The organism is Paraclostridium dentum (assembly GCF_012922555.1).
GTDB classification, from domain to species: domain Bacteria; phylum Bacillota; class Clostridia; order Peptostreptococcales; family Peptostreptococcaceae; genus Paraclostridium; species Paraclostridium dentum.
The window spans coordinates 97,629-112,125 of record NZ_WIPK01000007.1; the positions used below are offsets into that span (position 1 = coordinate 97,629).

A 14,497-nucleotide genomic window follows, 5' to 3' on the forward strand; every position below is an offset into this window, starting at 1 on the left:
ATCTATAGTATTCTTTATATTCTTAAATTTATGTATGAATAAATTTTAATTTTGAGGTAAATATACTTTTATATAATTAGACTTAGTTTTTATATAACTCTCTTTGCCCATAAGTAAGTCCCATTCCAATAACTTGTGTTTATATTGCTTTTCTTTACAACATCTCCTGGTTTAGGTGCATGTATCATTTCTCCATTGCCAACATATACTCCAACATGGCTCACTCCGCCGCTTCCATCAGTACTCGAGAATATTAAATCGCCTGGCTGTAAATTAGATTTACTTACAGTCGTTCCAAAGTTAGATTGTTGACTAGATGTTCTAGGTAAGTTAATACTTCCAGCATTTTTAAATATATAAGTCATAAGACCTGAACAGTCAAATGAGTTAGGTCCTTCAGCTCCCCATACATATGGTTTTCCTAACTGAGCATAAGCTAAATTAACTATTGCTGATTGTTTACTAGAATTACTTACTGGAGGATTTTGTGATTCTTCAGGCTTACTATTTTCTGCTCCAGTATTTATATCTTGTTCAGGTTTATCAGTATTTGCTGATGGATTTTGAATTACATCAGTTTCATTATTTTCATTGTTTTGTTCAATATTACCATTCTCTTGTGGTTTACTAATTTGTTGAGTAGTGTTTCCATTTACACTTGAGCTTGTGATTCCTTTTACTACTTCCTCTTTTATTTTTATAACCGGCTTTTCGTCTGTTATGTACTTATTATATATATATCCTTCTTTACCATCGTATTTAACCTTTATCCATTCTCCATTGTCTTCTAAAAATTCTACCTTTGTATCCTCATCTAAAACTTTAAATACTTTAGAATTTAAGTTTTTATCTTCTCTAAAATTTACATTGTCAGCACTTATATATAATGATTTATTATTTACATCTACATAATTTGAATTTATCCATCCTGACTTTTCATTCTTAAGTTCAACTTTATACCAATCATTTTCTTGCCCTAATATTTCAAATTCAGTACCTTTTGGAACTGCATATAATTTATTTGCATCTTTTACTTTAGGGGTATTTCTTATATTAAGCCCTCTTTTAGCATTAACTTTAGCAGTTTTATATATTATCTTTTTATACTCATCTTCACTTTTTGTACTTTCTTTATCATCATTTGCAAAAGCGCTCATACTTGATGATACTATCATAATAGCAGTCATAGGTATTAAAAATTTTCTCTTTAACATAATTACTCTTCCTCCATTTATTTGTAACTTTTTTGTAACTTGTTAAAGAATACTACATAATTATGAATAAATTATGAATAAATTCGCAAAAGTTTTTCTAAATCACAGTGTATTTTTTAGTAAAAAATAGGTAAATCCTTTATAAAGAATTTACCTATTTCAAAAATTAAATCTATTATTAAAGAGGAGAATCTCTCATGGATTTATAATAGTTTAAAATTATGAACAAATTATGAATTTAGTATTAAATATGCTTTAAATCTTTTGATTGTTGATTATTGGCAACGCAATTATAAACTCACTTCCTTCATTTTGTTTACTTTTAACCTCAATTTTTCCTTTGTGTAGATCAACTATTGATTTAACGATAGTAAGTCCAACTCCGATGCCTCCAGTATCTTTACTTCTAGACTCATCAACCCTATAAAATCTTTCAAATATATGATTTAAACTTTCTTTTGGAATCCCCACTCCCTCGTCTTTAAAGTGTATTTTAATATTTTCTTTTTCTTTGTATGCATATATATATATTTCCACCAGCATTTGTATATCTTATTGCATTTGAAAGCAAATTTACTATGACCTGAGATATTTTATCTTTATCTAAATATGTATTTACATTTTCTAAGTTAAATACTATATTTATATTTTTTTCTAAAGCACAACCTTGATTATTATAAACTATATTTTTTATAAGTTTCTCTATATTAATCTTAGTTAAGTTAAGCTTGCTTTTTTCACTATCAAACTTTGCTAAGTTTTTTAATTGATTAACCAAGTTGGTAAGCCTTATTACCTCTTCATTTACACTATTTAACCTCTCTGTATTTGGTTCCCATATTCCAGCTATCATTGCTTCCAAGTGAGTTTGTACATTTGTCAGTGGAGTTCTAAGCTCATGAGATATATCTGTAGTTAGTCTTTTCCTTAGATTTTCTTGCTCTTCTAATTTTGACGCTAAATTATTTATAGAGACTATAAGATTATCAATTTCATATATATTACTTTGATAGTCAATCTTATTATAATAACCTCCATCTCCCATTAAGTTTGTCATATTTGACACAACCTCTATTGGTTTAGATATATTATTAGCAATTAGTATTGTTATTAATATCATTAAAATACCTATAAAAGTAATTACTTGATTTATTTCTTTTAAAAAATCAACCTCATTATCCATATAATAAAGCAATCCATATGTTCCAATTTTTATTGATCCAATAACTTGATTATTTGAATTCTTTAAACTTAAAGATTGCTAGGTATACTTTCCATGTCAGTTGGCCATTGTGTGATTCATGTTGTTTTCTATACTTCCCATGATTTTGTTAAATCTATCTTGACTATATGTTGTGGCTCCCCAAATTAAATTTCCATTTGTATCATATAAATCTAAAAATATTCCTTTATTTATAGCATTTTCTCCTATTTTTTCTATACTGTATAAGTTCCATCTACCATCCATATATTCTGATTCTATTGAATTTATTAAATTAGAAACCTCATTTTCATTATTTTTAATTATATACTCTTCAAATTTTTTCTCAAAAACACTATTTATAGATACTGCTATAACTATTACTACTACAATTATTAACGATACTAAATATAGAATTAGTTTTTTATTAAGTTTTAGTTTTCTTAATTTATAATCCAAATTTGTAACCTACTCCATATACAGTTTGAATAATTTTAGCCTTTTTTGTATCTAATTCTATTTTTTGTCTAAGGTTCTTTATGTGAGCATCTATAATTCTATCAACTTTTTCATAGTGCTCATCTATCGCTAATTCTAATAATTGTTCTCTACTAAATATCCTATTTGGATTTTTAGCAAATAGTAAAAGTATCTTATATTCAGTATTAGTTAATACAACTTTTTCACCTCGTACTTTAACATCATGAGATGACATGTTTATTTCAAGTTCATCCGAGAATTTTAGTACATCCTTCTTTTCTATATCTAGTTTTCTAAAAACCGCTTTTACTCTTAAAACTAACTCTTTGACGTTAAAAGGCTTGCAAACATAATCATCACAACCTATGTTGAACCCTTCTATACGATCTTCATCTTCAGTTTTTGCAGTCAACATTATTATATGAACCATAGAAGTTTCTCTTATTTTTTTACAAATACTCTCTCCATTTATATCTGGCAACATTCTATCTAAAATTATTAAATCAAAGTTGTTGCTAGTTAAATATTTAAGAGCTTGCTCTCCATTATTTGCTGCTATACAATTGTAGCCCTCTTTATCTAAATACGCTTTAACAACTTGCGTTATCTTCTTTTCATCATCTACTATCAATATATTAAACATTTGTAAGTCTCCCTTTTTCTATCTGCTATATAAATTAATTACAATATACCATAAAATTTATGAAAAGTTTATGGATTAATTTTGCTAGTATATATTTTAATTTTTAATTAATAATGATTATATGAACTCTAATTATTGAAAATTTTTTACAGAGAAAAAGCTAATCTCTCTTGGAAATTAGCTTTTTCTTTGTAAAAAATTAATCTATATTCCCATTTTCATAGTTGCTATATGGGCAACAATTTCTATAATTAGAGTTTGAATTTCTATATTGACTATCATCTGTTTTTTCAAGCTTATTTGATTCTTGATTTAACACTTTAAACTCTGAATCTCCTTGAGTTATGTTATTTTGCTCCGTATATGATACTACTGGATTTACATTATTACTATATTCTTTTTCACTTGCGAATGATGTTGCTCCCATCGTACCTGCTCCTATTACTAATCCTAATGCTAATGCCCCTATTAATGATTTTTTCATATAAGCACTTCCTTTTCATATTTATTTTCACATTAATAATAATAAAAAAATGTGAATAAATTATGAATAAATAGTTATAAGATAAATATATAAGCATTACTATTATTAGTTAAATCAATTTTTTTTGATTTCATAGTTTACAAATCATTTTTTTTAGCATATCATATGATTATAAGTGAATATGTTAATATGAAAAGGAGTTATTATGGAACTTATACAACTATTAAAAGCTTTAAGCGATGAAACTAGATTAAGAATACTTAATATTTTAAGAGACGGACCTTTATGCGTTTGTGAAATAGAAGCAATACTTGAAATCTCACAATCTAATGCATCCAGACATTTAAGTAAGCTTACTAATGCTAATTTAGTTAACTATTATAAAGAAGCAAAGTTTATTTACTATAAATTAGATCATGAGACTTTAAAGCAATACAGTTTTATTCAAAATATCTTAGACAACGAATTAGATAAAGATAAAAAGCTAAAATATGATTATGAAATTTTAAAAGCATATAAAAATGCTAATTTAAGTTGTGATACTGTTTCACAGGTTAAAGATGTAATCTTAGAGATAACAAAGTAAAATTTAGGAGGAAATATATATGAAAATAGCATTAATATCGGATATACATAGCAACATATATGCCCTAGATTCAGTATTAGCTGATATCGAAACTAAAGATGTAGATATGATAGTATGCACAGGTGATTTAGTAGGTTATGGAACAAGACCAAATGAAGTTATTCAAACTTTAAAGAAAAATAAGATACTTACTATAATGGGGAATTATGATGATGCTATAGGAAATTTAAAAATAGTTTGTGGATGTGATTATCCAGATCCTAAAGATGCAGAAAAAGCAGGACTTTCAATGCATTTTACAGGTCAAACTACAACCAATGAAAACAAAGAGTATCTAAGAAATTTACCAAAAGAATTGATTTTTACATTTGATAATAAAACTATAAGATTTGTTCATGGAAGTACTAGACTTATAAATGAATATTTAAAGGAAAATTCAAAAGAAGCAGATGAGGTTATGAGTGAGTTAGTGGAAAATATATTAGTTTGTGGTCACACTCATATTCCATATGCCAAGTATTATGGTGAAAAATTACTTATTAATGCTGGAAGTGTTGGTAAGCCTAAAACAGGTAAGCCTAATGCAAACTATGTAATTATAGATATAAAAAATGAAGATGAAATAGCTAAAACTCCATCAAGTGTTGAAGTAGAAATTATAGAAGTTGAGTATGATTTTGAAAGAATTGCAAATGAAATAGAAGAAAGTGAAATACTTCCAAATGACTTTGCAAGACTTCTAAGAGAAGGAAGTTCTAAATAATAAAATTTTAATTATTAAACTTTAAAAAGGGGTGATTTTAATATGAAAGATATTACTAATGGTGAGATCAAAAATATAGTTAGAGATAGTTATAAAAAAATCGTAACAAATGAATCTAATCTAAGTTGTTGTGGGGAAGATATATCTAAAAGTATAGGTTATTCTAATGAGGATATGGATACAGTTCCAAAAGATTCTAACTTAGGCTTAGGGTGTGGAAATCCCCACTTAATTGCAGATATAAAAGAAGGTGAAACTGTCCTTGACTTAGGTAGTGGAGCCGGATTTGACTGTTTTTTAGCATCTAAAAAAGTTGGAAATAATGGACTTGTTATAGGTGTTGATATGACTCCAGAGATGTTAAGTCAAGCAAGAAGCAATGCATTAACTAACAATTATAAAAACGTCGACTTTAGATTAGGTGAAATTGAAAATTTACCTGTAGCAAATGATTTAGTTGATGTTATAATATCAAACTGTGTTATAAATCTATCTCCTAACAAACAAAGGGTATATGATGAGGCTTATCGTGTTCTTAAAAGCGGAGGTAGATTATCTATATCAGATATAGTCCTTATGAAAGATTTAACTCAAGAAATGAAACAAGATGAAAAACTATATTGTGGCTGAGTCACAGGAGCCTCTTCAGTTGAAGAGTTAGAATTTTACTTAGAAAATTCAGAATTTAAAAATATAAAAATAGATGTCAAACCTGTTTCTAAAGAATATGAAGAGAAGTGGGGTCATAACTTAAACGTAGGTGAATACATTATGTCTGCTTCAGTTACAGCTATTAAATAGAAACAATCACTAAAAAAGTATATCCTTTGGGATATACTTTTTTAGTGATATGTTAATAGTCTAATTCAATTCTAAAACTAATTCATTCTCAGTATAAAATTTACATTTTGAATTTAAGCATTCTTTATTTAAACTATTGAAATTGCATTTTAAATTTAAAGTTTTATCTAGATCCACATTTAAATGCTCTTTAGTAAAATCTATTGCTGTTTCTATAGCTGTAAAAGAATCTCTTTTACAACATCTTGGGCCTCCATACTTGCTTATATTTTCAAGCGCATTTGATGTCATTAGGTTGCAAAGTCCCCATTCCTCTTTATTCATAGGTCCTGACTCTTGTATTAAACTAGTATAAATTCCACAACCTACTCCAGCTCCACATGCTCCGTAAAATCCACAGAATCCCCCTAATACATTCTTAGCTCTTTTTTGACACTCATCTAATAAACTTTCTAACTTTGATTTTTCATTAGTTTTGTTTAAAAATGCAGTGCTTAATACTGCTGGAACTAAATAATGATGCTCTGGCCCATGCATCTTAATTGCTGGATGCTTCATTAAATTTACTGCCATTTCTAATGGATTTATACTATCACTATTTAAACAGTAGTTAGTTATAGCCGTAAGTGCATCACTACTATGACATGAATCACATACATAGTGTCCATTTTTACATACTATAGCTGATTCGTAAGTTTTTTTACAGAAATAACATACTCTTTCCTTACTCTCATTTTCATAAAGTACTTCTTCATTACAAATCAAACAATTAAACTTATTCATTTTTTATTCACCCCTTAATGTATAAAACTATATCCTAGTATTCCCAATTATAATTATACATTTTAGAAATTTGTAGTAATAGTACTTTTATAAAAAAATTTATTAGAAATCTTTTTAATATAACGTTTTTCTAAATACTGAGATTAAAGGTATTAAATATTTTGGATATTAAAAACTTTGAATTTAAACATATTGATAGTAAATAGTAATTACAAGTTTATTGTTTTAACTGAAATTAATTAATAAATTTAAACAATAATAGGACTGTTAATTTAGAAATGTATTAAGATACCGTATGTGAATTCTCAAATCCTATGTTAGATGTTAATTTCGATACTCAACATCTAAATAATAATATTGAAAGGGTTAATTTATATATATTTTTCTATAAGTAGAGTTATCTTTTTTTCAATATAACATACTAATTTATATCCAATAAATAAAACTCCAACTAAAAAAAATGTATTTAATGTTTGTAAAATTAATTCGTTTGTAAAATTAATCATTAAGTTCACCACCTAATAGATTATATATTGTATAATCTAAAAATTTTTATAAAAAAAAGACACTTTTTTGTGTCTTTTTAATTAACATGAATATATATATTATAATATAGTTATGTTTTCTGCTTGAAGACCTCTAGCACCTTTAACTATATTAAAGCTTACTTTTTGACCTTCTTCTAATGATTTAAACCCATCAGTTTGTATAGCTGAGAAATGAGCGAATACATCTTCTCCTCCATCTACTGTTATGAAACCAAATCCTTTTTCATTGTTAAACCATTTTACTATTCCATTTTCCATTGAAATGTACTCCTATTAACCATATCAAGACCTAATCTTGATTTACTTTTGTATCTCTACAAATACTATTGTAACATATATAATTAATAATAGATAGTCTTTTCTGTCAATTATAATTAAGTTCATTTATTATCAACTCTGTTTTATAGTAAAGTGCTCTAACTCTTCAATAGTAATTGGCTTAGAATAGAAAAATCCTTGAATATATATTTTTTCATAATCTATATTCTTTATAATCTCTAATTGCTCATCATTTTCTACACCTTCACATACAATCGATTTATCTAAAACTTTACATATTTCACTCACAAACTCAATAATTTTTCTTTTTAATAACGTTGTTTTAATATCATTAATAAAATATTTATCTAGTTTAATTATTTTAGCATCTATCTCATTTAATAAATCTAGATTAGAATACTCTACTCCAAAATCATCAATTGCTATAAAAAATCCATGTTCTTTTAAAGTTAATATAGTTTTTTGTATTTTAGATATATCTTTTGATTTGAACTTTTCTACAACTTCTAGACAAATTAAATCTCTAACAAAATTTGGTCTTTCACTAATTGCTATAAGTTCTTCTATAAACTTTTTATCTTCAATTTCTATAAATGATACATTAACAGAAATATACAATTTATTATTTTCATAAAAGCTATATGTTTTTATTTTCTCATGGTCTGCTAAAACTTTCTTTATTATCCATATAGATATATCAAATACCATATTACTTTTTTCTATGTCTTCTAAAAAGTAATTTGGTGTTAAAATTCCTTCTTCAGTTTTCATTCTTAAAAGTGACTCTAACCCTACAATGTTATTAGTTTTAGGATTTATTATTGGTTGATAATACATTACATACTTATCATTTCTTAAATTTTCATTTATTACTTTTCGCTTACGTATTATTCTTGTTTTTCTAAAGATGATGTAATATATAAATATTAATATAAATAAAATTAATACTAAAATGATTTTATTTTTAAAAATATTCTTTGAAAAGTCCTCATTATAAATTAAAATTCCATATTTACTTTCTGATAAAACTTCATCAATTTGATTTATAAGTGATTCATTACCTTTAGACCCAGCTATATATACTGGCTCGCAAGAAAACTCTAAAATTCTATTAAAATTTTGACTTTCTAGATTCTTATTTATAGGAGCTACTATAAAATCTACTTTAGACTCTTTTAAATCATCTTGTGCTTCTTCATATGAGTTTTCATTTATAAATTCCGGTTGTATATTTTTTTTACTTAGCAAATTTGAAACATATTTATTATTTTGCTCATTTTTTATATATCCAAATTTTAGACCATTAAGTCCATTTAAATCATTACAGTTTTTATTCTCATTTACATATATAGCATAATTTTCATCTGCTATATAATGATCTGTAAATACATAATCATGTTCTCTATCAGGAGTTTTGCTTAAACCAAACAATAAATCAATTTTCCCATTTTTTAAACAATCTAACCCTTCTTGGGTTTTACAGTTAACATAAGTATATTTAAATCCTAATTTATTAGAAATAAGTTTTAATAAATCATTATAATACCCACTAGGCTTTGACCCTTTATCAAAGAAATAATAAGATCCATATTCATAAAGACCTACCTTAACTTCCTTTTTATTTTCATTAATATTTATATTTGAAAATAAAAAAAAGATAACACTAATTACAATTGTAATTTGGATTATATGAATTAAATATTTTTTTAATTTTTTCATATGTAATTCCCCTTAATATATAACAATTTAGTTATTATATAATTTTTCTTAGCTTTAATAAAGTACCTAAGTTTATAATATTGGTATAACTCATATGTACACCCTACTCTTATACTTTATACCATTTTCCTATACGACTTACACTTTAAATAAAATTAAAACTTTGATTATAATCACATTTTTATTTTAAGGATTCAAATATAATGTACCTATAAAATAAATACATTAAAAGGAGAGTATGATATGAGTGAATTAATAAAGAACATTGTAAAAGGACAAAGCATAGATTTTGATAGTTTAGTAAGTTGCAAAGATGGTCAAATAGAAACAGTTACTATGGCTCAGAAAAAAGGTGTAGGCATAACTGTTCTAGCATTTGGAAAAGGTGAGGGAGTTGGTCCTCATGCAGCAAAAGGTGATGCTTTAATTTATATACATGAAGGGGTCGCAACTGTAAAAATAGGAGATAACTCAATGGAAGCCAATAAGGGTCAATTTGTTGTAATGCCAGCAAATATACCTCATCAAGTAACAGCAAAAGAAGATATGAAAATGCTTTTAGTTGTAGTTAAGGAGGATTAGCATATGAAATACTTAAGAAATATTGAACCTTTTAAAAAAATAGCACTAAATGAAATGATAAGTCACACGGGAAACAAAATTGCTAGCAAAGCTTTAATAGATAACGATAATACAGAAATAAGATTCTTCTCATTTGCAAAAGGTGAAAGCATAGATAAAGAATATTATGAAATGGAAACTTTATTTGTAATGATAGAAGGTAGTTGTAAAATTTTATACAATGAAGATGAAGAGGTAGTATTAAATGAAGGAGACATAGTTGCAATGGAGTCAGATATAAATTACGGAGTACAGGCTCTAAGTGATGTGAAATTATTTAATATTTTAGTAAAATCATAGATATATAAAAAAGCTATAGTTATACAACTATAGCTTTTTTTATTAGTAAATAAATTCTTTCAACTGATTTAAATTTTTTATTATTATAGTTTTATTTCCTTTTAATTTTATCGCTCCTATATCTTCAAACATAGGAAGTTTTCTACTTATAGTTTCCCTTGTAATCCCGCAGTAATTTCCCATACCTTCTCTACTTATAGGCATCCTAACTATAATTCCTTCATTAGATTTAACTCCGTATTTTTCACTAAAATCTAAAAGCATGTTTGCTATCCTTGAATGAACATCATTTGTAGCTAAATTTAGTGCTATATTCTCCGTCTCTACTAATCTTTTACTAAGTTGGTTTATTATTTTAAAAGCTATATTTGGGTTTTTGCTTAAAACTTCTTCAAAGTTATCTTTAGACATTATACATATGTTAGTTTTTTCTAAGATAGTTGCTGTAAAATTGCTAATAGCTCTATTATCAAACAGATTAGATTCTCCAAAAAATTCACCTTCATTTAAAATATGTACTATTTGTTCTTTACCTTCGTTAGTAAGCTTTGAGAGCTTTACAGATCCACTACTTAAAATAAATAACTTAGACGATTCTTCGCCTTCTGTACAAAGTATATCTCCCTTATTAAAGGTAAGATGAGCCATATTAGTAGCTATTTTATTCATCTCATTTTTTTCTAAGGAAGAAAAGATTGGAACTTCTCTTGCATATAATTTACTTTTACAACTTTCACATGTGAATTTCTTCAAGAAATCATCTCCTTTATAGGATGTTTAATCCAAAATATCTTAATTGTCAATAATATTATATAATACCCAATATTTATAGAAAATAAATCTAGTATGTCATTTATAAAATAAAGTTTGTTATATGTTATGATTTACTTATATATACATTATAAAAACGTTGGGAATTAGCCATGTAAAATAATTTTGACATTGTAAAACATACTATGTAAAGGTATTTTGATAGACGAATTTAATTAAATATGACAACATTTTGATAGAAGGAGAAACATTATGGAGATTGGAAATAAATTAAAAAAATCAAGACTAGAGTCTAAGTTAACTCAAGAAAAAGTAGCAGAAGAAATACAAGTTTCTAGGCAAACTATATCAAATTGGGAAAATGAAAAATCTTATCCCGATATTATAAGTGTAATTAAACTAAGTGATTTATATAATATTAGTCTAGATGAATTACTAAAAGGAGATTCTGAGATGATAAAACATTTGGAGGAAAGCACAAATATCGTTAGTAGCAATAAAAAACTTTTAATAGCCTTTGGACTAAATATAATGTATTTTATTTTATTCATATTTTTCAATAGCGCAATTTCAAACAACAATTATCTAATCATAGGTGCGTCATCAATTGGAATTTTAAGTATAACATCATTATTTTACCAAATAATCAAGAAATTTTAAGGAGAATTTATATGAGCTGGTATTTAATTGTATTAGTTTTTATTTCAATTTTAGGAGCATCAACTCTAGCTTATCAGGTTTTTAAAATGACAGAACTTGATGCAAAAAGTAGAGGTTTTAAGCATCCAAAAGCTTGGGGATTTTTTGCACTAGGCGGAAATAATAGTAGTGGTTTATTGCTATATTTGATAGGAAGAAAAAAGTATTTATCTACTATGAATGATGTAGATAAACAAATAATCGAATCCAGAAAAAAGAAAGCTGGAATTTCTTTGATCTTCTTTGCATTATCAACAATAGCTCTATTCGCAGTTTTTGTTTTAGAATTTTAGAGGTAGTATGTTATTAAAATAGATTTATATTGGTAATATTGCACCGTTTAAATCATTTAGAACAAAAAAACACAAGTGTAAAAAATTTAATTCAAAAAGTTAATGCATATAATTTGTTAAATTATATATGCATTAACTTTTTCATAAACTTTAAAAACTAATTTTTTATCTAAATTTACTAGCTGAGATTAAAAGAAACATAGGTCTCTTAAGTTCATTAATCAGATAAGGATTTTCATCAACCATATCATTTAAAGCTAACAACTCTGAAATCTCATTTATGATAAATCCATTTTTTATAAGTGTATTTATATAAGTTTCTACTGTTCTATGATATTTAACAACATCTTCACCTAAAAAATTAGTATGTCTAATACTTTCATCTAAATAGTTATCAATTGGCCAATGGGTTATCTCATTATCAGCAGTGTATTCAAAGTCTTGTTTCTCATTACTGGTAAATATAGGGTGTTCCACTGAAAATATAAAATCTCCATTTTTCTCTAAAATATTATAGGCCTTCTTACATATGATCTCAAAGTCTTTTACATAATGAAGTGCTAATGAACTAATTACCAAATCAAATGATTTGTCTTTAACATCTAAATCTTCCATAGCAATACATTTATATTCAATATTATTCTGATGAGTAGTCTCTTTAGCCCTATTTATCATATTTTTTGAAATATCAATTCCTAATACATATTTTGCTCCATTTTCACTAGCATATCTACAATGCCAACCAAATCCACAACCAATATCAAGAACATTTTTATCATTGAATTTTGGTAACATTTCTTTTAGTATTGGCCATTCACCTGCAGATTCTAATCCATCTTTAGACCTTGGCATTTCACTATATTTATTAAAAAATTTTAAATCATCATATTTATTTTCTTTCATAAAATCACCTCTTTAAGTTGCTTATTTTTTATATAATAATAAAAGTTTATCATATTTATTATCCTCCTAGAATTTTAAAAACAATTAAGAATTATTTATGATCAATTAAAAGTAGAGCACTTATTAAATCTAAGTGCTCTACTTTTAATAATTGTATTCTCTAATTATTCGTCTTATACTGCTTTCTGATAAGAAGTATATCTTAGCAAGTTCTTTAATAGAACACCCTTCTTTATACTTAACAGCTATTTCTAAATTTCTATTTCTTAAATCCAATTTAGTTCCACTTAACTCTCCCCAAGACTTTTTATTTTTAGATTTTCTTGGAATATATAAGTACTCTCCATCTACATAGTTTTGAATTAACTCTAATATCTCTTCTGGAAGTACATTTTGTGCTTTTTTATATTTCATAATCCATGCTCCTATTGCTTTACTTATAGCAAATGAACAAAGACTGCACACATTTTATATTTTTTAGTAAAGCCCCTAACAATTCGTGTATGAATTACAGTCTTTGCTCGGAGCTTGATGCGGAAACTCGTACTAATACATATTTCATAATTTAACACATCCTTAATTCTTTATATTTATTATAAAACTAAGATTAAATCTCTTAGTATTTGAACACTTTATTCCCATTTTTCATAACGTACCATCTGCTCTAAGGATCTACGAGGACGCTGTTTTGGAGTCTCATCAGCATATCCAATTGTTAAAATACATACTACAAATTTATCATTAGGTATATTAAGAATAGGTCTAACATCATCTTGTTTAAACCACGCAGTCCAACAAGTTCCAAGTCCTAAATACTCTGATTGTAAAACCATATGTTCAATAGCAATAGATGTATCTCTAATAATTTGCTTTAACTCAAACTGAGGTGATAGTTCATCTAAATAAATTCCAGTTGTATCTTCTATTCTACTTTCAATATCTGCAACACATACAATCATAACAGGAGCACTCATCATCCAATCTTGATTGTGATTAACTTTTGCTAGCTTTTGCTTTGTATCTTCAGCTTTAACTATAATGAAATTCCATGGTTGTGTGTTAGAACCTGAAGGTGCTAGCATAGCACTTTCTAATATTTTTTGTATTTTACTTTCTTCAACTCCCAATAATTTATATCTACGTATACTTCTACGATTTTTTATTTCTTTCATGTCCATTAACCACCTCTCTTTTGTAAATATTTATTAGCTACTAAATATTATAATTTAAATATAACACATTTACTTTTATGTTATCTTAATATTATTAAAAAACAACAGTATATAATTTCTAATATATCTAACAATAGATTTCAAAAATTTTTATTGACTTTTTTTATTTATTAGACTATTATCTTTATAAATTATTTTTTAGGAGGATTATTATGAATACACTTATTAGATTAAATT

Annotated in this window: 21 protein-coding genes; 7 read left to right on the plus strand and 14 right to left on the minus strand. The window is 26.1% G+C overall.

What is annotated here, in order from left to right:
• Nucleotides 1-89: 89 nt before the first annotated feature.
• The 6 genes from GFJ41_RS11940 to GFJ41_RS11965 all read right to left on the minus strand — a co-directional run bounded on the left by GFJ41_RS11940 (nucleotide 90) and on the right by GFJ41_RS11965 (nucleotide 4,022).
• Nucleotides 90-1,214, minus strand: coding sequence for a C40 family peptidase (locus GFJ41_RS11940; RefSeq protein WP_170075424.1), 1,125 nt, complete (start codon nucleotides 1,212-1,214; stop codon nucleotides 90-92).
• 255 nt (nucleotides 1,215-1,469) lie between these two features.
• Complete coding sequence (locus tag GFJ41_RS11945; RefSeq protein WP_226890258.1) at nucleotides 1,470-1,757, minus strand: sensor histidine kinase; 288 nt, start codon at nucleotides 1,755-1,757, stop codon at nucleotides 1,470-1,472.
• The gene (locus tag GFJ41_RS11950) at nucleotides 1,708-2,397 is read right to left on the minus strand and encodes a sensor histidine kinase (RefSeq protein ID WP_170075426.1); all 690 of its coding nucleotides are present in this window, start codon (nucleotides 2,395-2,397) and stop codon (nucleotides 1,708-1,710) included. The genes GFJ41_RS11945 and GFJ41_RS11950 overlap by 50 nt, the downstream gene beginning before the upstream one ends.
• A gap of 96 nt (nucleotides 2,398-2,493) precedes the next feature.
• Nucleotides 2,494-2,874, minus strand: coding sequence for a hypothetical protein (locus GFJ41_RS11955; protein WP_170075427.1), 381 nt, complete (start codon nucleotides 2,872-2,874; stop codon nucleotides 2,494-2,496).
• Complete coding sequence (locus GFJ41_RS11960) at nucleotides 2,864-3,538, minus strand: response regulator transcription factor (RefSeq protein ID WP_170075428.1); 675 nt, start codon at nucleotides 3,536-3,538, stop codon at nucleotides 2,864-2,866. Before GFJ41_RS11960 ends, GFJ41_RS11955 begins: the two co-directional genes overlap by 11 nt.
• A gap of 199 nt (nucleotides 3,539-3,737) precedes the next feature.
• Nucleotides 3,738-4,022, minus strand: a complete 285-nt coding sequence (locus GFJ41_RS11965; protein ID WP_170075429.1) for a hypothetical protein — start codon at nucleotides 4,020-4,022, stop codon at nucleotides 3,738-3,740.
• A gap of 205 nt (nucleotides 4,023-4,227) precedes the next feature.
• Here GFJ41_RS11965 and GFJ41_RS11970 point away from each other — a divergent pair, with 205 nt between their 5' ends.
• From GFJ41_RS11970 to arsM, 3 genes are read left to right on the plus strand one after another with little or no spacing between them, the layout of a single operon-like run.
• Nucleotides 4,228-4,608: an ArsR/SmtB family transcription factor gene (locus GFJ41_RS11970; RefSeq protein ID WP_170075430.1), complete on the plus strand. Its 381-nt coding sequence runs from the start codon at nucleotides 4,228-4,230 to the stop codon at nucleotides 4,606-4,608.
• Nucleotides 4,609-4,627: 19 nt separating this feature from the next.
• A complete protein-coding gene (locus tag GFJ41_RS11975) occupies nucleotides 4,628-5,371 on the plus strand; it encodes a metallophosphoesterase family protein (protein ID WP_170075431.1) in 744 nt (247 codons plus the stop codon).
• A gap of 42 nt (nucleotides 5,372-5,413) precedes the next feature.
• Nucleotides 5,414-6,001 carry an arsenite methyltransferase gene (gene arsM, locus GFJ41_RS11980; protein WP_500048749.1) on the plus strand — a complete coding sequence of 196 codons (588 nt, stop codon included), beginning with the start codon at nucleotides 5,414-5,416 and terminating at the stop codon, nucleotides 5,999-6,001.
• Between the two features lie 231 nt (nucleotides 6,002-6,232).
• Here the strand turns inward: arsM and GFJ41_RS11985 are convergent, their stop codons facing one another.
• The 4 genes from GFJ41_RS11985 to GFJ41_RS11995 all read right to left on the minus strand — a co-directional run bounded on the left by GFJ41_RS11985 (nucleotide 6,233) and on the right by GFJ41_RS11995 (nucleotide 9,501).
• On the minus strand, nucleotides 6,233-6,955 hold the full coding sequence (locus GFJ41_RS11985; protein ID WP_170075433.1) for a DUF5714 domain-containing protein: 723 nt from the start codon (nucleotides 6,953-6,955) through the stop codon (nucleotides 6,233-6,235).
• Nucleotides 6,956-7,326: 371 nt separating this feature from the next.
• On the minus strand, nucleotides 7,327-7,461 hold the full coding sequence (locus tag GFJ41_RS18875) for a hypothetical protein (RefSeq protein WP_021428880.1): 135 nt from the start codon (nucleotides 7,459-7,461) through the stop codon (nucleotides 7,327-7,329).
• 99 nt (nucleotides 7,462-7,560) lie between these two features.
• On the minus strand, nucleotides 7,561-7,761 hold the full coding sequence (locus tag GFJ41_RS11990; RefSeq protein ID WP_021428710.1) for a cold-shock protein: 201 nt from the start codon (nucleotides 7,759-7,761) through the stop codon (nucleotides 7,561-7,563).
• A gap of 132 nt (nucleotides 7,762-7,893) precedes the next feature.
• Entirely contained in the window at nucleotides 7,894-9,501 is a 1,608-nt protein-coding gene (locus GFJ41_RS11995) for an EAL domain-containing protein (protein ID WP_170075434.1), read from the minus strand.
• 243 nt (nucleotides 9,502-9,744) lie between these two features.
• Here GFJ41_RS11995 and GFJ41_RS12000 point away from each other — a divergent pair, with 243 nt between their 5' ends.
• On the plus strand, nucleotides 9,745-10,083 hold the full coding sequence (locus GFJ41_RS12000) for a cupin domain-containing protein (RefSeq protein ID WP_035118912.1): 339 nt from the start codon (nucleotides 9,745-9,747) through the stop codon (nucleotides 10,081-10,083).
• A gap of 3 nt (nucleotides 10,084-10,086) precedes the next feature.
• Nucleotides 10,087-10,422 carry a cupin domain-containing protein gene (locus tag GFJ41_RS12005; protein ID WP_035118913.1) on the plus strand — a complete coding sequence of 112 codons (336 nt, stop codon included), beginning with the start codon at nucleotides 10,087-10,089 and terminating at the stop codon, nucleotides 10,420-10,422.
• A gap of 42 nt (nucleotides 10,423-10,464) precedes the next feature.
• Here GFJ41_RS12005 and GFJ41_RS12010 read toward each other — a convergent pair whose 3' ends face one another.
• Nucleotides 10,465-11,175, minus strand: a complete 711-nt coding sequence (locus tag GFJ41_RS12010) for a Crp/Fnr family transcriptional regulator (protein ID WP_170075435.1) — start codon at nucleotides 11,173-11,175, stop codon at nucleotides 10,465-10,467.
• A gap of 270 nt (nucleotides 11,176-11,445) precedes the next feature.
• Between GFJ41_RS12010 and GFJ41_RS12015 the strand changes: the two genes are divergently transcribed.
• Together GFJ41_RS12015 and GFJ41_RS12020 are read left to right on the plus strand one after the other, a co-directional pair.
• Nucleotides 11,446-11,853: a helix-turn-helix domain-containing protein gene (locus GFJ41_RS12015; RefSeq protein WP_170075436.1), complete on the plus strand. Its 408-nt coding sequence runs from the start codon at nucleotides 11,446-11,448 to the stop codon at nucleotides 11,851-11,853.
• An 11-nt stretch (nucleotides 11,854-11,864) separates the two neighbouring features.
• Nucleotides 11,865-12,185, plus strand: a complete 321-nt coding sequence (locus tag GFJ41_RS12020) for a hypothetical protein (protein WP_170075437.1) — start codon at nucleotides 11,865-11,867, stop codon at nucleotides 12,183-12,185.
• Between the two features lie 165 nt (nucleotides 12,186-12,350).
• Here the strand turns inward: GFJ41_RS12020 and GFJ41_RS12025 are convergent, their stop codons facing one another.
• The 3 genes from GFJ41_RS12025 to GFJ41_RS12035 form a co-directional block, all read right to left on the minus strand.
• Nucleotides 12,351-13,088, minus strand: a complete 738-nt coding sequence (locus GFJ41_RS12025; protein ID WP_035118918.1) for a class I SAM-dependent methyltransferase — start codon at nucleotides 13,086-13,088, stop codon at nucleotides 12,351-12,353.
• Between the two features lie 144 nt (nucleotides 13,089-13,232).
• Complete coding sequence (locus tag GFJ41_RS12030) at nucleotides 13,233-13,502, minus strand: CD3324 family protein (RefSeq protein WP_035118919.1); 270 nt, start codon at nucleotides 13,500-13,502, stop codon at nucleotides 13,233-13,235.
• 218 nt (nucleotides 13,503-13,720) lie between these two features.
• The gene (locus GFJ41_RS12035; RefSeq protein ID WP_170075438.1) at nucleotides 13,721-14,260 is read right to left on the minus strand and encodes a nitroreductase family protein; all 540 of its coding nucleotides are present in this window, start codon (nucleotides 14,258-14,260) and stop codon (nucleotides 13,721-13,723) included.
• Nucleotides 14,261-14,497 lie beyond the last annotated feature (237 nt).